The sequence below is a fragment of the Candidatus Hakubella thermalkaliphila genome, assembly GCF_013281975.1.
GTDB lineage: Bacteria > Actinomycetota > Humimicrobiia > Hakubellales > Hakubellaceae > Hakubella > Hakubella thermalkaliphila.
Genome location: NZ_BLRZ01000028.1, coordinates 1 through 18,339, shown reverse-complemented (window position 1 = coordinate 18,339; position 18,339 = coordinate 1). Strand labels below are relative to the sequence as shown.

The following is an 18,339-nucleotide window of genomic DNA, read 5'->3' as shown; positions in this document are numbered from 1 at the left end:
TTTTAGGGGCGAAGTGGGAGATGAGTTTTTGAAATTGGAGTTTTTAGACAGCCTCCTTATATTCCTTGGCTACGAAGCCGGGCTACCTCTTACATCATCTTTTGGTATTGTGGTTATACTTGCTGTTTTATTTTTTGCTTTTTATTTAATTGTTTTAGGTCCTCCTTCTCGATGGCGGCGTTAATTATTTGAAAGTTTTTGCAAGGATGGTGAATATCGCTATAACAAATCTACTCAGACTGTGAAAGAAGGCTTTCCCTGGATGAAGTAAGGGTGGTAGAAGAGAAATGACTCCTATGCCCCAGCGGAGCCTTATTCCTCACGAAAGAGAGGTGTGGGAAAATGGGTGAGACTAAAGAGGTAACAGATATGGACGGCCTGGAGGCCCACGTGGACAAGTGGGTTGCCCTTCGCCGGAGCGGTCGTTTCCAAGAAGCAGGAGAGCTCTACAAAAGCCAAATTTTTCCTCTGGTCCAGAAAAGGATCAAAACAAAAACAGGGGAGGCCTTGTGGTCTAAATACTATGGCATCATGCTTACTGTAGGGACTTCTCCAGAACCCCTTATTTTGACCCTTTCTGCTGTACATCCCCAGAAGGTCTTTTTCCTTTATACTAAGAAAAGTGAGCACTTTCTTTGCGACATAATCTCTGGGGTAGACTATTTAGCCAGGGGGGAAGTTATCTACGATCGTGAGCTGGTGGAGGAAGCCCGAGTCCTCGACATTTACCAAAAGATCCGCAATAAGTGGGAGGAGTGGGGCAGAGGATGCAATGGTCCAATAGGTGTAGATAACACCGGAGGCAAGAAATCCATGGTCAGTGCCGCTGCGGTGGCCGCCTACTTTCTCGGTCTGGATCTCCTGTACGTGGACAGCGAAGAGTATCTTGAAGATATTCGAGCCCCTAAGCCTGGAACAGAATATCTGGTCATTCTTCCCAACCCCCTTCTTGCTTTGGGAGATTTGCGCTCCGATCGAGCCCTTGAACTTTTTAATGCCGGGCTCTACGATGCGGCTCACTCCATGCTTGAGCAGCTCTACAAAGAACTTGCCGGCCGTGAAGCCATCATACCCAGCCGCAAGGTAGAGATGTACCGCCTTCTAGCGGAAGGCTATCGCCTCTGGGATCTCTTCAGGTTTACGGAGGCCGTTGTACCACTTGACAAGGCTGCTAATCGCCTGGCAAAGTTCGATGTAGACATCATAGACTTCCCTATTTTTGAAAAGAACCTGGGAGCGTTGCACATCTTGGCCCGAGAATCTTGTCACCGCAACCGAGACGGGGAACTGGACTTCTTCTCGCTCCTTCAGGATTCAGAGCTCTCCTTGCATTTTCTGGCTGATATTTACGCCAATGCCCTACGGCGAGCAGATCAGGGCAAGTATGACGATGCTCTTATTCGACTTTATCGAACCATCGAGCTTGTTGGCCAGCACCGCTTAGCTAACGTGGCCGAAGGTCTCGACTCTTCCAAGCTCTCCTGGTCTAAGGTTCCCCAAGACAGCCAGCAGAAATTCATGGAACTAGGAACTCAGCTTTATGGATCAGCCCTTTCCAGGCTTCCTGAAGCTGTAGGGCTGGTACAGGGCCATCTTCTCCTCTATTGCCTCAATGATGCTCTTTGGCAGGGAAAGGATTTCAGCGATTTGGAGGCTCTTAGCAATATGGTCAAATTTCGCAATCATCTTATTCTGGTGCATGCCACAAATCGGGCAGACCGGAAAGATTTTAACCGCTTTCGGCGTTTTGCTCTAGGCTTCTTGCGACGGCTCGCTGATCTCTATGATTTTGTGGCGGAGAATCTGATTGCAGAGCACACCTTTCCTAGATTAGTTCTGCGCTAGGTGAGAAAGGAGACCGATACCTAAGAGGATTGAAAAAAACCCAAAGGCAGTCGAAAACTCTGAGCGGCTTGTTGACCGGTTGTTAGAGGGATGGGCGGATGGGTAGAGTTTTTGCAAGAATGCAGGAAGTAGAGCACCCGCTTTGGGGGGTAGGGCAAAGACTATTGCTGCGGAGTGGCCATGGCATCTCAGATCAGCAAGGCCGGCGAATCTTGCCTTATGCCGAAGATAGCCAGCACGCACAACCTGCGTCTGGCCTGGCTGAAGGTGAAAGAGGCCAAAGATAGTCCTGGCCTGGACAGGGTTAATCTGCGCATGTTCGCCCGTGATCTCGAGGAGAACCTGGTCCGCATTCAGAAGCTTCTCCTACGGGACTGGTACATTCCTCTTCCAGCAAGGGGTGTGCAGATTCCCAAAGAAAGCGGCGGTACACGGCAGCTAGGCATCTTTACCATTGAAGATCGTCTGGTGCAGAGGGCTTTTCTTAACGTCCTTGAGCCCATTTTTGAAGAGGACTTCCTTCCGCAGAGCTTTGGCTATCGCCGGGGCAAATCGGTTCAGCAGGTGGCTGAGGAGATTCTGGATTATCGGGATCAGGGTTTAGAGTGGGTGGTGGATGCTGACATCACCAGGTTCTTTGACAGTACTCGTTGCATCACCCCATTGCTCTATGTTATAATGGGTTTTGTTTAAGTTATACTCTTTTAAGAGTGGGCAAGAGCCCACTCTTTTTGTTAAAACTTGCAGCAAGCTTTTAATGGTAAGCTTTAACGGTGAACATCCAGGAGATAAGAGACAAGCTGGAGAAGCTGATCAGGGAAAAGGTGGCGGCCATAGGGTATGAACTTTATGACCTGAGCCTGAATAGCCGCCCCTCGGGCCTAACCCTGACTGTCTTCATCGACCGGGAAGGAGGAGTTACCCTGGAGGACTGTGCGCGAGTAAGCCAGGAGCTGGATCCCCTTCTGGATCGAGCAGATCTCATTCGCCGATCCTATATTTTGGAAGTCTCATCTCCGGGAGCGGAAAGAGCCTTGCGCAGTCAGGAGGATTTCAGGAAAAGTACAGGTAAGAAAGTAAGGATAATAGCAGATCAGGATGGGAAGATTAAGGATGTTTCAGGCCGAGTGGTAGAAGTTGGTGATGGTCAGATTACCCTCCTTACGGATCGGGGTGAGGAGCTCATCTTTGAATACGATCAGATAAAGAGAGCTAATCTTCAACTCGAGATTTAAAAAGGAGTCCAGTCATGAAAGCAGAGTTTCTGGATGCTTTAAAACAAATAGAGCGAGAAAAGGGAGTAAAGACCGATCTGGTGATCGATGCCTTGAAGACAGCCTTGTTGTCCGCTTATAAAAAGAAGTACGGGCCTGCCCATGACTCCAGGATCGAAATTGACACCAAGACCGGAGAGATAAAGGTAGTCAAAACAATAACGGATGGCGAGGAGAAATTGGATGTAGAGGTGACTCCGGAGAACTTTGGTCGAATTGCCGCCCAGACAGCCAAGCAGGTCATAAAGCAAAGAATTTTGGAAGTAGAGCGCGATCTCATGTATGAAGAATACCATAATCGGGTAGGAGATCTGGTGACCGGAATAGTACAGCAGAACGACCAGAGATTCACTCTGGTAGATCTGGGTAAGGTGGAGGCTCTCCTGCCCCCCCAATGAACAGGTTCCAGGAGAAGTCTACGGTCATGGCCGCAGATTGAAGTGCTATATTGCTGACGTGAGGCGGTCGACCAGGGGACCCAGTGTCATCATCTCCCGAACTCACCCCGGGCTGGTCAAAAGACTTTTTGAACTGGAAGTTCCAGAGGTGTATGATGGCATAATAGAAATAAAAGAAATAGCCAGGGAACCGGGGCACCGCACCAAGATGGCGGTAGCCTCCCGGGACCCCGATGTAGATCCAGTAGGAGCCTGTGTAGGACCCAGGGGCTCTCGGGTCAGGATGGTAGTCAGCGAGCTGAATAATGAAAAGATCGATATTCTGGCCTGGAGTGAGGACCCAGCGGAGTTTGTAAAAAATGCCATGAGTCCGGCCAAGGCCAAGAAGGTCATTATCCATCAGGAAGAGCGTACGGCTCTGGTCATCGTCCCCGATGATCAACTGTCTCTGGCTATTGGTAAAGAAGGACAGAATGTCAGACTGGCGGCCAGACTTACTGGCTGGAGGATAGACATTAAGAGCGAGAGCCAGTTCAGGGCCGAGGAAGAGGAGAGGCTAAAATCTCTGGCTGAGGAGGGAGGACCTTACTGCTAGGCCATAAAAAGAGATGGCCAGAGATGTCAGAACAGAGCTGTGGGGGGATCAAACTACTGTGGTATTCCCTCCCATCAAAAGCAAGCTCAGGGATAAAGACGATGGCCGGCAAACAAAAAAGGCAGCCTCAAAGGAGTTGTGTTGGTTGCCGGGAGGTTAAGAATAAGAAGGAGATGTTGCGGGTGGTAAGGACCACAGTAGGGTCTGTGGAGTACGACCCATCAGGCAAGAAGTCTGGTCGCGGGACTTATGTGTGTCCGGCTAAAGAATGTATTGATGCTGCCATCAGTAGAGGGGCCCTGGCCAGAGCTCTGGCGATGCCTGTATCCAGGACAGAACTGGAGGAAATGAGAAGGGCTCTTTACGAAGCCATATCCCAGACCACTCTGGAAAAAGACAATATCTAACTTATCTTTGGTAATCGCGAAATTAGAGCGGGTACGCACGGAGGCGTAGGTCTGGCCGGTGTAGCGACTTGAGTGAAGCAAAAGACAGGTTAAATCAGGTAGGACTTAGTAAACTAGAGTTTTGGAGCCGATGGACAACGTAAGGATCTTTGAATTGGCTAAAAAACTGAATATTACCTCCCAAAAACTCATTTCCCTGCTGGAGGAGATGGGGATATCCGTTCGCAGCCACATGTCCAGCCTGGATTCCAAAGTGGCCGAGGAGATCTGCCGCAAAGTGAAACCAAAAGCACAGGAGAAAGCTACTATCCCCAGGTCCCAAGAGAAGGCTCAGTCCAGAACCTCTGAGGTGACTCTGGCAGAAACAGGGAGAAAAAAGCCCGTTCAGGTGTCACCCGGAATCAGCCTCAAGGAATTTGCGGATCTGATCAAAAAGCCTCCCTCTACCCTCATCAAAATTTTGTTGGGGTACGGAGAAATGCTCGCCATCAATGCTCCTTTGAGCGAAGAAATGTTAGCCCTCCTGGCTGAAGAGTTAGGTCTGGAAGTGGAAGTAAAAACGGTGGAAGAGTCCCTGCTGGAAGAAGGTGAGGGGGGTACTCCGGAACTTCTGGAAAGTCGCCCTCCTGTAGTTACTGTCATGGGCCATGTGGATCACGGCAAGACTACCTTACTGGATGCTATCAGACATACCGATGTAGTGAAAACGGAGGCCGGGGGAATCACTCAACATATAGGAGCCTATCAGATAAGCTATCGGGACAGGAAAATAACCTTTATCGATACTCCAGGCCATGAAGCCTTCACCTCCATGAGAGCCAGAGGAGCCATGGTCACTGATATCGCCGTGATAGTGGTAGCTGCTGATGATGGGGTGAAACCTCAGACTGTGGAAGCAATTAACCACGCCAGAGCAGCCAATGTCCCTATGCTGGTAGCCATTAATAAGATTGATCTTCCCAACGCCAACCCAGAAAAGGTCAGAAAAGAATTGTCTGAGCTGGGTCTGGTGCCGGAAGAGTGGGGTGGTGAGACCATCTTTGTGGAGATCTCAGCCAAGAATAAGACCAATCTGGACGACCTTCTGGAGATGATCCTGCTGGTGGCTGATATGCAGGAGTTAAAAGCTAACCCTCATACTCGGGGAAACGGAGTGGTAATCGAGTCCAGGCTGGATAAAGGACGTGGTCCGGTGGCCACAGTTCTGATCAAAAAGGGAACTCTGAAGACGGGGGACATCATCGTTGCCGGAGATGTCCACGGCCGGGCCAGAGCCCTGTTTAATGACCGGGGCAAGAGAGTCAAACAGGCTACTCCGTCCCAACCGGTAGAGGTAGTGGGTCTGTCTGCTGTCCCCAGCGCTGGTGAGGAGTTCCTGGTGGTGGATGAGGAAAAGACAGCCCACCAGATCACTGCTGAGAGAATAGCCAGGCAAAGAGCCAGGATAGCAGGCCCGGTCCGACGCCTGACCCTGGATGATCTGGCCAGGCGAATAGAGGAAGATAAGATCGTCGAGCTAAGAGTGATCATTAAAGGTGATGTTCACGGATCTATCGAAGCCCTGAGGGAGGCTTTAGAGAAGCCAGAAGAGGAAGGCGTAAAGATGCGGATCATCCATAGCGGGGTGGGGGCTATTTCCGAGAGCGATGTCATGCTGGCCTCTGCTTCGGATGCTATCATCATAGGCTTCAACGTCAGACCCAGTAGCGCAGCAAAGAAGATGGCAGAGCAAGAGGGGGTAGATATCAGGTTGTATCGGGTTATCTACAAGGCCATCGAGGACATCTCCTCAGCCATGAGAGGTCTTCTGGAGCCGGAATATGAAGAGGTGGATAAAGGTTCTGCCGAAGTGAGGGAGATCTTTCGTATTCCCAAAGTAGGCGTAGTGGCTGGTTGTTATGTTGTGGAGGGCGAGGTGCGCCGCAATCAGAACGTCCGAGCAATAAGAGATGGTGTCATCGTCCATGACGGAAAGGTCTCTTCCGTGCGGAGGTTTAAGGAGGACGTCAGATCTGTGAGCGCTGGCTTTGAATGCGGCATCATGATCGAAAACTTCCAGGAGATAAATAAAGGAGATATTCTGGAGTTCTATACTAGGGAGACCAAAGCAAGATAAGATCTACTATGGTAGCAGTAGTAGCTGATGTGGAGATACTGCTGCCCTATTCCAAAAGCCTCAAAGACAAGAGGATGATCATAAAGAGCCTGATTGATCGCATCGGGAATAAGGGCTGTGCCTCCATATCGGAAGTGGATTATAAGGATTTATGGCAGCGGTCCAGGCTGGGTATTGCCTGTGTATCTCCGGATAGCTCTTCGGCCAATCAGTCCATCCAGAGAATCAAGAACAAGATCCTCTCTAAAGATGATGTGGTCTTGCTCAAATTTGAAGTTAATTTCTTCTCTCTGTGAAACTGCATGGAGGGATAAAAATGGTCAGGGTCAAGAGTATAAGAGTGCAAAGATTAGAGGAAACCATCAAAGAGGAACTCAGCCAGTTGCTTCATCAGAAAATAAAAGATCCCCGCATTGGTTTTGTTACTATAACTGATGTGGACCTTTCTCCTGACCTGAGAAGGGCCGTTATCTTCATCACCATTATGGGAGATGATGAAGAAAAGGAGAAGACTATGGCCGGCTTGAAAAGCGCCCTTGGCTTCCTTCGAGGAGAGCTGGACCAGAGGTTAAAGCTTAAGTGCTCGCCGGCTCTCGAGTTTAACCTGGATCGCTCTATCGACAAAGGCCTGAGGATAGCCAGTCTCTTAAAGGAGATCGACAGAGAATAATGAATCAGAGTCTAACCGAAATTGGGGAAGAGGTTCTGAAGATATTGAAAGAGGAGGATCGGTTTCAAGTCGTAACTCATGTTTTTCCGGACGGAGATGGCATAGGATCCTCTCTGGCTACCTACAAGCTCCTCAAAAATCTGGGTAAGAAAGTCCAGGTACACATTGACTCTACTGTTCCCTATCAATATCAATTTCTTCCCCAGGCCCAGGTGCTGACAGAAAGGGTATTACCGGAAGTCAGGGCAAGAGTTCTCATTGTCCTGGACAGCTCCGATCTGGCTCGAATAGCCCCATGTACTCAGGAGATGGAAGAGTTTGAATATATCATCAATGTTGATCACCACCACCATAACAGCCAGTTCGGCCACCTCAATATGGTTGATCCCGGGGCCTCTTCCACTACTGAGATGCTTTTTTATCTTTTTTGGGAGAAGGTAGAAATTGATTACGATATGGCCCTCTGCCTTTATACCGGCCTTGTCTTTGACACCGGCAGATTCCAATATGCTAATACCACTCAAAGGTCTCACCACATGGCTTCCCACCTTATCGGCCTGGGTGTCAATCCCAATTACGTTTTCAGAAACGTTTATGAAAATCAACCTCCCGGTGTTCTTGATCTCTACGCCAGAGCTCTTCAAAGAGCTCACTTCCATAGGGATACCGGGTTAATACATAGCTACGTTAAGCTTCAAGACCTGCAGGATCATGCTCTTTCCTTCTCCGCCTCAGAGCGGGTGATTGACTTTCTGAGATCAGTCCGGGGAGTCACGGTAGCTGCTGTCTTTAAAGAATATGAGAAAGGATATAGGGTCAGCCTCAGGTCCACAGGAGATCAGGATGTATCAAAAATAGCCCTTTCCTTTGGAGGGGGTGGACATCCCATGGCTGCCGGTTTTGAATGGCACGGAGAAATGGCCGCCTGTCTGATGAGGCTGCAGCAGGAGATTCAGAGGCAGCTAAAGTCAAAGCGAGATGAGTCACAGTGACCTACCTGATGGCATTCTGATAGTAGATAAGCCCGGCGGCTTGACCTCCCATGATGTTGTTCTGAAGATAAGGAAATATACCCCCCAAAAGAAGGTCGGCTTTATCGGAACCCTGGACCCGCTGGCTACAGGAGTCCTTCCCATATGTATCGGGAAAGCCACCAAACTATCCTCCTTTTTATCCTCTCAGGATAAGGAATACCTGGCTCGTATCCTGCTGGGTGTTAGCACCGATACGGATGACATTAGCGGCCGAAGGGTGGATGAAAAAGAGGTATCAGTTTCTCCGCGGGAAGCAAAAAAGGTGGTGGAGAGCTTTACCGGGGATATCGAGCAAATCCCCCCCCTCTACTCGGCCATCAAGAGAGGGGGCAAGAAGCTCTACCAATACGCCCGAGAGGGGAAGAAAATCAGCCCACCTCTCCGTAAACTTCGCATCCACAGCCTGGAACTGGTGGACATCCTGGATGGCAGAGAGCTGGTCATAAAGGTGAGGTGCTCCAAAGGTACCTATATCCGTTCTTTGGCCCGAGATATAGGAGAAGAGCTGGGCTGTGGAGCTACTCTTAAGGAGCTCAGGAGACTGGCTTCGGGAAATTTTGATCTTTCTATGGCTCACTCTTTACCGGAGATCCACCAGGCCTACCATGAAGGTTCCCTTGGAAATATGGTCATGCCGCCCGGTGAGTTTCTCAAAGACTTGAAAGCTGTAGTGGTGCGGGGTGGTTCGGACAACAGGATCAGAAATGGCGCTCCACTGACAGGTGCCATGGACTACTTTCAAGACCAGAGCATAGGTCGAGGGGAGCACTTCAGGGTAGAAGATGGAAAGGGAGAAATTGTTGCTATCTACCGGGCTGAGCAAGATATGGAAGGGGAACAAGGCAGGAGAGGTGATATAATTCTGGCCAGGCCATATATAATGTTATAGGTAGCCCAAATTTTTGAGAAAGGGGAATATGTCCCTGGTTCCCGGCAGGAGGTGATGCTATATTACCGCAGTCTTGCCCCTGCCCTTATTGCAAAAAAATATAGATCTGAGACAGGGGAGGGTGGCCACCATTGGCTTCTTTGATGGCGTTCATCTGGGCCACCGCACGGTTATTGACAGGAGCAGGGATGTAGCACGTCTTTTGGGACTTCCTTCCCTGGTTGTCACCTTCGACATCCATCCCAAGAGTCTGGTCCGAGAAAATAATGAAGTGCTACTTCTGACTACCTTCGAGCACAAAATAGAGCTCCTTTCGGCCGCGGGAGTTGATATCATCACCTTTATCAACTTTGACCCGGATTTTGCTAACATGCCCGCTGAGAAGTTCTGTCGGGACATCCTCCAGGAGAAGGTGAAGGCTAGAGCAATAGTGGTGGGAGATGATTTTAGATTTGGGAAAGATACCCGGGGAGACCAGGAGTTATTGCGCCATTTTTTCCAGCACCGGGGAGTGGATATTCATATAGTTTCCAAACTCAGAATAGGAGGAATGGAGGTTAGCAGCTCCAACATCAGAAAGTTCCTCCAGGAGGGAGATGTAGAAAGAGCAGCTCTCTTCCTTGGTCGACTACCATCAGCAAGGGGAATAGTTGAGCCAGGATCAAAGAGAGGGAAAAATCTGGGCTTTCCCACCATTAACCTGCGTAACCTTAAAGAACAGCAGCTTCCCAAGAACGGAGTCTACGCTGGGTACGCTCGATATGATTCCCACCGCCAGAAGGCCATGATCTATGTAGGCGCCAAGCCTACTTTTGATGAGACAGAGCGGATGATCGAAGCCCATCTTTTGGATCTTCCAGAGCAGAGAGAAAATCTCTATGGACGGCAGGCGGAAATTCTGTTCCTTAGGAGGATAAGAAATGAGATGAAGTTTGAAAATACAGAAAAGCTGAGGGAGCAGTTAGAAAAAGATAGAAGGACTATCCTGGATATACTGAAATGTGCTAGTATATGAAACTGTACCTTTACCAGGATGTGGTCTTGAGCAAACCTTTCTTAGTAAAAGGATTATGCGGACGGAGGTGATAACGGGGTGCCGCTATTAAAGGAAAAAAAGAGCTCAATAATAGGTGAATATAAGATTCATGAAGGAGATACAGGCTCACCAGAAGTGCAAATAGCCCTGCTCACTCATCGCATCAACCAGTTGACTGATCACCTGAAGCTTCACCGCAAGGATCATCATTCCCGACGTGGGCTTTTAAAAATGGTCGGCCAGAGAAAGAGGCTTCTCGATTATTTGAGAAACAAAGATATGGGCAGATACAGAACCATAATCAGCAAGCTTGGACTGAGAAAATAGCTTATCCCTACAGCGATACTTAAGAATCTTGGTTCAATATGTAGGGCAATTTCTTTAGTTGAACCACAACATATTGTAGGTATTCAGGTAAATGACGTTGTAGGGTTATTTAAACAACATGGAGAAAACAGGGAGGATGTCGTTTTGGTGGAAAGATTAAGCGTAGAAATTGCTGGAAAAACAATATACCTGGAAACAGGCAAGCTGGGCAGGCAGGCTGACGGATCTGTTTTGGTTAGCTGCAATGGAACTAATGTCCTGGTAACCGCGGTGTCTGCCAGGGAAGTGAAGGAAGAGCTGGACTTTTTCCCTCTTACTGTTGACCTGGAAGAAAGGATGTATGCAGCGGGAAAGATTCCCGGCGGTTTTTTCAAGAGGGAGGGAAGACCCAGTGAAGAATCCATTCTAACGGCCAGGTTAATTGATAGACCCCTTCGTCCCCTGTTTCTCCAAGGTTTCAGAAACGAAGTGCAGGTAATTGCTACAACCTTATCGGTGGATCAGGCGAATCCTCACGACGTTCTGGCCATCATAGGAGCTTCTGCCGCATTGACTATTTCTGACATACCCTTCGGGGGACCAATAGGAGCTGTGAGGATCGGCAAAAGAGGCGATGAGTGGCTGATCAACCCCACTTTTCAGGAAATTATGCAGAGCGAACTGGATATGGTGGTGGCTGGGACCAGAGAAGCTATGGTGATGGTGGAAGCTGGAGCCAAAGAGATCAGCGAAGAAGATACTCTCAAATCTCTGGAGATGGCCCAGGAACCCATCAGGAAGATGATCGAAATTCAGGAATTGCTCAGAGAGAAGGCAGGAAAGCCGAAGAGAGTAGTGGAGCTTTTTCAGGTGGAGAAGGGGCTACTGGACATGGTGAAAGAGCTGGCTAGCCTGGAGATGGAAAAAGCTCTAAGGATCCGAGAGAAAATCCAGCGGGAAGAAGCTCTGGATGAACTCAAAGAGAAGATTACCGAGGAGCTGAATAGGGAGGGGGTATGGAATCCGAAGCAGCTCAAAGAAGCTCTGCACCAACTGGAAAGGAAGCTGGTAAGGAAGATGTTAGTGGAGGAAGGAATCAGGGTTGATGGTCGCAAGCCGGAGGAGATTAGGGAGATATCCTGCGAAGTAGGACTTTTCCCCCGGACTCATGGTTCGGGCCTTTTCACCCGAGGACAGACCCAGGTTCTGACCGTATTGACTCTGGGAGCCACCGGAGAAGAACAAATGTTGGATGGACTGGGTATTGAAGAATCCAAGAGATTTCTGCACCAGTATAACTTTCCACCTTTCTCCGTGGGTGAAGTGGGATTTCTGCGCGGGCCCAGGAGAAGGGAAATCGGTCACGGCGCTCTGGCCGAAAAAGCCCTCTTGCCGGTGATTCCCCTGGAGGATGAATTTCCCTATACCCTTCGCCTGGTCTCTGAAGTCCTGGAATCCAATGGGTCAACTTCTATGGCCAGTGTCTGTGCCAGTACCCTGGCCCTCATGGATGCTGGAGTGAGGATTAAGGCGCCTGTGGCAGGCATTGCCATGGGCCTGGTCAAGGAGGAAGAGAAAGTGGCCGTCCTCTCCGACATTCAGGGTATAGAGGATGCTTGTGGTGACATGGATTTCAAGGTAGCGGGAACAGCAAAGGGGATTACGGCCCTTCAAATGGATATCAAAATCAGCGGTGTGACTCTGGAGATCCTGAAAAAGGCCCTGGAGCGAGCCAGACAGGGGAGACTCTACATCCTGGACAAAATGCTCCAGACTATCTCCAAATCCCGGGATGAACTTTCTCCTTATGCGCCGAGGATCATAATCATGACCATTCCCCAGGATAAAATAGGAGAGGTCATTGGACCAGGAGGGAAGGTGATCAAAAAGATCATAGAAGAGACCGGGGTCAAGATCGATATTGAGGACGATGGGCGAGTGTTCATCACTTCGCCTGATAGAGTATCCGCCGAAAAGGCCAGAAGAAAAATAGAAAATCTAACCAGGGAGATAGAGGTTGGTCAGACCTTTCTGGGGACGGTGGTCAATGTAACCCCCTTCGGGGCTTTTGTAGAGCTGCAGCCGGGGCGGGACGGTCTGGTGCATATCTCCCGACTCTCCAAAGAACGGGTCGAGAGGGTAGAAGACGTAGTGCGGGTGGGAGACAAAATACTGGTTAAGGTCATAGATATTGATCCCAGGAATAGAATTAGCCTGGCTGCTCTACAGATAAATCCGCCGGAAGAAAAGGTTAGCATATGAAGTGATTAGACACAATCTGATTCAAAAGTTCGACTACACCGAACTCCCTAACGGTTTGCGCATAATTAGTGAATATATCCCCTATGTCAGATCAGTTTCTGCTGGACTCTGGGTTGAGGCTGGCTCCCGAGATGAGAAAGACAAGAAAGGTATCACCCACTTTATCGAGCATCTGGTCTTCAAAGGGACCAAGACCAGGTCAGCCAAAAGGATAGCCTACGAATTCGACTCTTTTGGAGCCGAAGTCAATGCCTTCACCGGAAAAGAAAATTGCTGCTTTTACATCAATTTTCTGGATGACTATCTTGACCGTGCCACAGAGATCCTGTTTGATATGATCCTTAACTCCAGGTTCTCCAAACGGGACATCCTGTCAGAAAAGAACGTCATCAGAGAAGAAATCAAAATGCACGAAGATACTCCTGCAGAACAGGTCCACGACTTGTTTGTGGGGACTCTGTTCGACGGACATCCTCTGGGCAGCCCGGTGGTGGGGACTATTGATTCGGTGGAGGGAATAGGCCGAGAGGACGTTCTGGAATATTACAAGACTATGTTCATTCCTGGCCATATGGTTTTCGCCGCTGCCGGAAACGTGAAACATACTCAACTGGTAGAAGCAGTGGAAAAATACTTTCATCTCCCCGCAGGTTCTGACCGAAAGCGGACTGCTGTAGAACCTCAGATTAAAGAAGCCCAAAAGGTGGTTTACAAAGAGACAGAGCAGGTCAACCTATGTTATGGGACGGCTTGTTTTTCCAAGTTCAGCCCGAAGAGGTATGCCCTGGGTGTTATGGCTAACATATTGGGTGGTAGTATGAGTTCCCGGCTGTTTCAGGAAATCAGAGAAAAAAGGGGGCTGGTATACTCCATTTCCTCTATTTACACCCTCTTTGCAGAGACAGGCGCCGTTTACATCTATGCCGGTACCAGGCCGGAGAACGTGGAAAAGGTTCTGGCTTTGATCGACGAAGAGACCAAAAAGATCAGACACAGAGGGTTCAGAAGGGAAGAGGTAATTCGTTCCAAGGAGCATATTAAGGGGAATGTGGTCCTGGGTCTGGAGGAGACCAGTTCCCGGATGGCCAGAATTGGTAAGTCCCTCCTGGACAGAGATGAGATTCTCAGTCTAAACGAAGTTCTCCTAAAAATTGATGGGGTAACCAGGGAAGATATGCAGTCTGTCTTTGAGGAAACCTTCGGTCGGAAAGAGACAGTCCTGACCGTAATAGGGCCCTGGCAGGATTCAGCAAGCCTGGGTCCCTTTCAATGATACTTCTGGCCTCACAGGTTCCGTCAGTCCATGAGCTACCCCTTAGAAGCTTGTGACCACTCCCCAGGCCTGAAGGCCGGGGCTTCTACGGGTTGGATACCGAGAGATTGTGGCCCCAATCTCAAAGTAGTATTATAGTACATTAGAAACTGAAAAGCAAGAGGCCATTCATCCCCACGGTTAAAACCGGGGGCTTTCTGGCCGATTACTGTAAATCTGGCAGGAGGTGGTGGGATGATAAAGATTGTAGTAGTTGGTGCAAGTGGCAAAATGGGCCGAACCATATGTCGGGGGATTCTGGATGAGAAAGACATGGAATTGGTAGGGGCGGTTAGCCTCCAAGAGGTAGGTCGGGACATAGGAGAGTTGGTCGGATTCGGGCTAACGGGGGTGGAAATAGTGGACAGCCTGGATAAGCTTATTAATATGACTCCTCAAGTCCTGATAGATTTCAGTCATCATTCTGCTGTGGACAAGAGCGTGGCCTGGGCAGTGGAGAGAGGAGTTCATGTGATTGTTGGAACTACCGGCCTCAGCCAGGATCAACTAAGAAGATACCAGGAGCTTAGCCTGTCCTCCCAGAGCAATATTTTCATTGCCCCCAACATGGCCATAGGTGCAGTTCTCATGATGAAATTGAGCCAACTGGCCTCCAGATATTTTGAGGACTGCGAGATCATCGAGCTGCATCATGATCAGAAGGCTGATTCTCCCTCCGGGACAGCCCTGCACACGGCGGAACTTCTGCAAGGGATCAGGGAAAGGGAGGGGAGGACCGCTCAACATGAAGTGGAAAAGGTCACCTGCTCCCGGGGTGGCTTATACCACAATGTTCATATCCACAGTATCCGACTGCCGGGCCTGGTGGCACATCAGGAAGTGATCTTTGGAACCAAAGGGCAGACTTTGATTATCAGACATGACTCCACAGACAGAGGATGTTACCTGCCTGGCCTTTTTAGGGCCGTCAGATCCATTCAGAACCGGCGGGGATTTACCTATGGTCTGGACAAGCTTTTAGATATAGGATAGGGAAGATTTAGACCCAGGAGAGGGAAGGAGAGACAAATGAAAGATTGGGGCAGATTGATAACGGCTATGGTTACCCCCTTTGACCAGAATTTAGAAGTAGATTGGAAAACCACCAGAAAACTGGTTAGATGGCTGATAGAAAATGACTCAGACGGAGTTGTGGTCGCTGGCACTACTGGCGAGTCGCCCACTTTAAGCAAAGAGGAAAAGCTAGAATTGTTTCAAGTAGTTAAGGAAGAGGCAGGGGATAAGCTGGTGGTTATAGCCGGCACCGGATCCAATTCCACCCGAGATAGCATTGCCCTGTCCAAAGAAGCCGAAAAGACGGGAGTGGATGGGATCATGCTGGTCACACCCTATTACAACAAACCACCCCAACAAGGACTTTACCAGCATTTCAAAGCTGTAGCCGAGGAGACCTCTCTTCCCATCATTCTTTACAATGTGCCCTCCCGGACTGCCCGGAACATCGATGCGGACACCGTGATCAGACTGGCCGAGGTACCAAATATCGTGGCTATCAAGGAGGCCAGTTCTGATTTCAACCAGATTGGACGGATAGTCAAAGAGACACCGGAGGATTTCCTGGTTTACAGCGGAAATGACATTGACACCCTTCCCATTCTGGCTCTGGGCGGCGTAGGGGTAGTCAGTGTGGCTTCTCCTCTGGTGGGAAAGGAAATCAAGGAGATGATCCAGGCTTTTGCTGATAATGATCTTCTCAAAGCCAGAGATATTCATTTCAGGCTGATGTCTATCTTTAACAATCTCTTTCTGACCACCAACCCCATACCAGTCAAGGCAGCTATGAAGATGGCCGGTCTGGATGTGGGCCCACCCAGACCCCCTCTGGTGGAGGCGACGGAGAAAGAGAAAGAAGTTTTGAGACAAACTCTGGCGGAACTGGCCCTGGTTTAGAGGGTGTCCAAAAACTAAGGGCATTTTGCCCAAGGTGGGGAATTACTCCTACATGAGATCTGATTTTGAGGTCAATGTGGGAAGTTTTATGCGAAATTAGCTCCTTTTTAGGGGCGAAGTGGGAGATGAGTTTTTGAAATTGGAGTTTTTAGACAGCCTCTTTAGAAATAAAATGGACCGGATGCAGCCCCTTTTTGGCCCTGTGCTTTCGGCCAAAGTTTGGTTGACCGAATTTGGGACGGGTAGTAATGATAAGCAATGAAAGCTTAAAGATAATACCTCTGGGCGGTTTAGGAGAAATCGGAAAGAACATGACGGTTATTGAGTACGGCAATGACATCATTGTGATCGACGCCGGCCTCAAGTTTCCAGAAGAACAGTTGCCAGGGGTGGATCTGGTTCTGCCGGATTACTCCTACCTGAGGGAGAACAGGGATAAGCTCAGAGCTATAATTCTCACCCATGGGCATGAAGACCACGTGGGCTGTCTGCCTTTTCTGCTTCGGGACCTTAACGTTCCTCTTTACGGGACCAGGTTGACCATCGGCCTGGCCAAAGGTAAGCTGGCCGAATATCTTCCTTTAGACGAGCTGGAACTTAACGAGATAGACCCCCGCTTCGACCTGGAGATCGGACCTTTCAAATTAGAATTTATGCGGGTCTGTCATAGTATCCCGGATGGGGTAGCACTGGCTATTCATACCCCGGTAGGAGTTATAGTCCACTCTGGAGATTTCAAGTTCGACCAGACTCCTGTGGATGGGGTCACTACCGACTTCTCCAAATTTGCATCTGTTGGAGATAGGGGGGTACTGGCCCTGCTATCGGACAGCACTAACTCTGAGGATGAGGGTTTTACCAGGACTGAACGGTCCGTGGGGACAGTTCTTAACCAGATAGTAGCACAGGCCAGGAGGAGGGTCATTGCCGCCTCCTTTGCTTCTCACATCCATAGAATTCAGCAGATTATGGAGGTGGCTCATGGCAACGGTAGAAGGGTGGCCATTACCGGACTGAGTATGATCAGGAATATAAGCATCGCTTCGGAACTGGGCTATCTGCGGATTCCGGAGAAGCTCCTGGTTCCAGTGGAGAAAATCGACGACTACCCGGAAGACCAAATTCTTATTCTGTCTACCGGAAGTCAGGGGGAGCCTCTTTCGGCTTTAGCCAGAATAGCCTCCCATGATCACAAGAAGGTTAATCTGAGAAGGGGAGACACGGTCATCATTTCTGCCACACCCGTGCCCGGTAACGAAAAATCAGTATCCAAGACCATTGACCAACTTTTTAGAGGCGGAGCAGAGGTATACTATGAATCTATCGCTGAAGTCCATGTGTCCGGACATGGGGCTCGGGAAGAATTAAAATTGATGATCAACCTGGTCAGGCCAAAATACTTTATCCCCATTCATGGAGAATATAGGCACCTTATCCATCATGCCATGTTAGCCGCGGATACGGGAGTAGAAAAAGATAAAATTCTCATTGCCGGGAATGGAGATATCATAGAATTTTCTCAGGATAAGGCAGCCATAGTGGGAAGGATAGATTCGGGCGCCATCTTTGTAGATGGACTGGGTGTGGGGGATGTGGGAGATGTGGTCATCCGGGATCGACAGCGGTTGTCACAGCACGGCATGATCATAGTAGTGGCGACTGTGGACGGGAGCACCGGGAAACTTTTAACCGGCCCAGATATTATCTCCCGGGGATTTGTAGGTATTCCGGATTCCGCCCAAATACTGGAAGAGGCCAAACGTAAAGCGGAAGAGGCCCTTCTCATTTGCGAAAGGGAAGCCATCACTGACTGGATGCTTCTCAAATCCCATGTCAAGGACAGCTTGAGCAAGTTTCTGTTTGCCAAAACCATGAAAAGGCCCATGATAATTCCGGTTATCATGGAGGTCTAAATCTGTTCCAGGCCCATTTTCGCTTCTCCTGCTGGAGGGTTTCATTTATGAGCAGAACTACCAAATATAGGAAAACTGCGCGCCGGACAAAGGCCAATCCTTCCCGAGGAAGGCCGCCAGCAAAGAGCCGTTCTTTTCTGAAGGAACCGGGCGAGTTCTACGGCATTTTCCTTTTCTTCCTGGCCTTACTTGCAACAGTAAGTCTCTTTTCCGAACGGGCCGGCGTGTTGGGAAAGTGGATCGATGAAGGCCTGACCATAAGTTTTGGCAGAGGGGCTTACTTTGTACCTGTCCTTCTTTTGGTATGGGCTTTATCCTTTTTTGCTCATACCCGGCGATACAATTTTAATAGCTTGATCTCAGGTTTAGCG

General features: G+C 49.3%; 20 protein-coding genes. All 20 read left to right on the top strand.

Going from position 1 to position 18,339, the window contains the following annotated elements; all coding sequences use genetic code 11:
• Nucleotides 1-184, top strand: a 184-nt coding sequence (locus HW443_RS12985; protein ID WP_219853576.1) for a hypothetical protein, incomplete at its 5' end; no start/stop codon positions are given.
• A 158-nt stretch (nt 185-342) separates the two neighbouring features.
• Nucleotides 343-1,845, top strand: coding sequence for a TIGR02710 family CRISPR-associated CARF protein (locus tag HW443_RS04180; RefSeq protein WP_176235987.1), 1,503 nt, complete (start codon nt 343-345; stop codon nt 1,843-1,845).
• A gap of 180 nt (nt 1,846-2,025) precedes the next feature.
• Nucleotides 2,026-2,538: a reverse transcriptase domain-containing protein gene (locus HW443_RS04175; protein WP_176235988.1), complete on the top strand. Its 513-nt coding sequence runs from the start codon at nt 2,026-2,028 to the stop codon at nt 2,536-2,538.
• Nucleotides 2,539-2,618: 80 nt separating this feature from the next.
• Nucleotides 2,619-3,080, top strand: a complete 462-nt coding sequence (locus HW443_RS04170; protein ID WP_176235989.1) for a ribosome maturation factor RimP — start codon at nt 2,619-2,621, stop codon at nt 3,078-3,080.
• A gap of 14 nt (nt 3,081-3,094) precedes the next feature.
• Nucleotides 3,095-3,517: a NusA N-terminal domain-containing protein gene (locus HW443_RS13625; RefSeq protein ID WP_308751057.1), complete on the top strand. Its 423-nt coding sequence runs from the start codon at nt 3,095-3,097 to the stop codon at nt 3,515-3,517.
• A 37-nt stretch (nt 3,518-3,554) separates the two neighbouring features.
• Complete coding sequence (nusA, locus tag HW443_RS13620; protein ID WP_308751056.1) at nt 3,555-4,112, top strand: transcription termination factor NusA; 558 nt, start codon at nt 3,555-3,557, stop codon at nt 4,110-4,112.
• Between the two features lie 101 nt (nt 4,113-4,213).
• Nucleotides 4,214-4,519, top strand: coding sequence for an RNase P modulator RnpM (rnpM, locus tag HW443_RS04160; protein WP_176230237.1), 306 nt, complete (start codon nt 4,214-4,216; stop codon nt 4,517-4,519).
• 130 nt (nt 4,520-4,649) lie between these two features.
• Complete coding sequence (gene infB / locus HW443_RS04155) at nt 4,650-6,635, top strand: translation initiation factor IF-2 (protein WP_176237934.1); 1,986 nt, start codon at nt 4,650-4,652, stop codon at nt 6,633-6,635.
• An 8-nt stretch (nt 6,636-6,643) separates the two neighbouring features.
• Nucleotides 6,644-6,931 carry a DUF503 domain-containing protein gene (locus HW443_RS04150; protein WP_176226198.1) on the top strand — a complete coding sequence of 96 codons (288 nt, stop codon included), beginning with the start codon at nt 6,644-6,646 and terminating at the stop codon, nt 6,929-6,931.
• Nucleotides 6,932-6,951: 20 nt separating this feature from the next.
• Nucleotides 6,952-7,305 (top strand): 30S ribosome-binding factor RbfA, encoded by a 354-nt coding sequence (rbfA, locus tag HW443_RS04145; RefSeq protein WP_176231075.1) that lies wholly within the window; start codon nt 6,952-6,954, stop codon nt 7,303-7,305.
• Nucleotides 7,305-8,297, top strand: a complete 993-nt coding sequence (locus HW443_RS04140; RefSeq protein ID WP_176231074.1) for a DHH family phosphoesterase — start codon at nt 7,305-7,307, stop codon at nt 8,295-8,297. Before rbfA ends, HW443_RS04140 begins: the two co-directional genes overlap by 1 nt.
• The gene (truB, locus tag HW443_RS04135) at nt 8,284-9,228 is read left to right on the top strand and encodes a tRNA pseudouridine(55) synthase TruB (protein WP_176231073.1); all 945 of its coding nucleotides are present in this window, start codon (nt 8,284-8,286) and stop codon (nt 9,226-9,228) included. The genes HW443_RS04140 and truB overlap by 14 nt, the downstream gene beginning before the upstream one ends.
• A 121-nt stretch (nt 9,229-9,349) precedes the next feature.
• The gene (locus tag HW443_RS04130; RefSeq protein WP_176231072.1) at nt 9,350-10,243 is read left to right on the top strand and encodes a bifunctional riboflavin kinase/FAD synthetase; all 894 of its coding nucleotides are present in this window, start codon (nt 9,350-9,352) and stop codon (nt 10,241-10,243) included.
• A 78-nt stretch (nt 10,244-10,321) separates the two neighbouring features.
• Complete coding sequence (rpsO, locus tag HW443_RS04125) at nt 10,322-10,591, top strand: 30S ribosomal protein S15 (protein WP_176231071.1); 270 nt, start codon at nt 10,322-10,324, stop codon at nt 10,589-10,591.
• A gap of 144 nt (nt 10,592-10,735) precedes the next feature.
• Complete coding sequence (locus tag HW443_RS04120; RefSeq protein ID WP_407079818.1) at nt 10,736-12,832, top strand: polyribonucleotide nucleotidyltransferase; 2,097 nt, start codon at nt 10,736-10,738, stop codon at nt 12,830-12,832.
• Between the two features lies 1 nt (nt 12,833).
• Nucleotides 12,834-14,105 carry a M16 family metallopeptidase gene (locus HW443_RS04115; protein ID WP_176231069.1) on the top strand — a complete coding sequence of 424 codons (1,272 nt, stop codon included), beginning with the start codon at nt 12,834-12,836 and terminating at the stop codon, nt 14,103-14,105.
• Between the two features lie 234 nt (nt 14,106-14,339).
• Nucleotides 14,340-15,137, top strand: coding sequence for a 4-hydroxy-tetrahydrodipicolinate reductase (gene dapB / locus HW443_RS04110; protein ID WP_176231068.1), 798 nt, complete (start codon nt 14,340-14,342; stop codon nt 15,135-15,137).
• Nucleotides 15,138-15,173: 36 nt separating this feature from the next.
• Nucleotides 15,174-16,055, top strand: coding sequence for a 4-hydroxy-tetrahydrodipicolinate synthase (dapA, locus tag HW443_RS04105; RefSeq protein WP_176231067.1), 882 nt, complete (start codon nt 15,174-15,176; stop codon nt 16,053-16,055).
• A gap of 248 nt (nt 16,056-16,303) precedes the next feature.
• A complete protein-coding gene (locus HW443_RS04100; RefSeq protein ID WP_176231066.1) occupies nt 16,304-17,968 on the top strand; it encodes a ribonuclease J in 1,665 nt (554 codons plus the stop codon).
• A gap of 47 nt (nt 17,969-18,015) precedes the next feature.
• The coding region (locus HW443_RS04095) for a DNA translocase FtsK 4TM domain-containing protein (protein WP_176237932.1) at nt 18,016-18,339 on the top strand (324 nt) is incomplete at its 3' end.

Bases quoted from the DNA above. Each gene is read 5' to 3' on its own strand.
- infB (WP_176237934.1), top strand. From the start codon at position 4,650: ATGGACAACGTAAGGATCTTTGAATTGGCTAAAAAACTGAATATTACC.
- rbfA (WP_176231075.1), top strand. From the start codon at position 6,952: ATGGTCAGGGTCAAGAGTATAAGAGTGCAAAGATTAGAGGAAACCATC.
- rnpM (WP_176230237.1), top strand. From the start codon at position 4,214: ATGGCCGGCAAACAAAAAAGGCAGCCTCAAAGGAGTTGTGTTGGTTGC.
- dapB (WP_176231068.1), top strand. From the start codon at position 14,340: ATGATAAAGATTGTAGTAGTTGGTGCAAGTGGCAAAATGGGCCGAACC.
- HW443_RS04100 (WP_176231066.1), top strand. From the start codon at position 16,304: ATGATAAGCAATGAAAGCTTAAAGATAATACCTCTGGGCGGTTTAGGA.
- HW443_RS13625 (WP_308751057.1), top strand. From the start codon at position 3,095: ATGAAAGCAGAGTTTCTGGATGCTTTAAAACAAATAGAGCGAGAAAAG.
- HW443_RS04150 (WP_176226198.1), top strand. From the start codon at position 6,644: ATGGTAGCAGTAGTAGCTGATGTGGAGATACTGCTGCCCTATTCCAAA.
- truB (WP_176231073.1), top strand. From the start codon at position 8,284: ATGAGTCACAGTGACCTACCTGATGGCATTCTGATAGTAGATAAGCCC.
- HW443_RS04140 (WP_176231074.1), top strand. From the start codon at position 7,305: ATGAATCAGAGTCTAACCGAAATTGGGGAAGAGGTTCTGAAGATATTG.
- dapA (WP_176231067.1), top strand. From the start codon at position 15,174: ATGAAAGATTGGGGCAGATTGATAACGGCTATGGTTACCCCCTTTGAC.
- HW443_RS04175 (WP_176235988.1), top strand. From the start codon at position 2,026: ATGGCATCTCAGATCAGCAAGGCCGGCGAATCTTGCCTTATGCCGAAG.
- HW443_RS04180 (WP_176235987.1), top strand. From the start codon at position 343: ATGGGTGAGACTAAAGAGGTAACAGATATGGACGGCCTGGAGGCCCAC.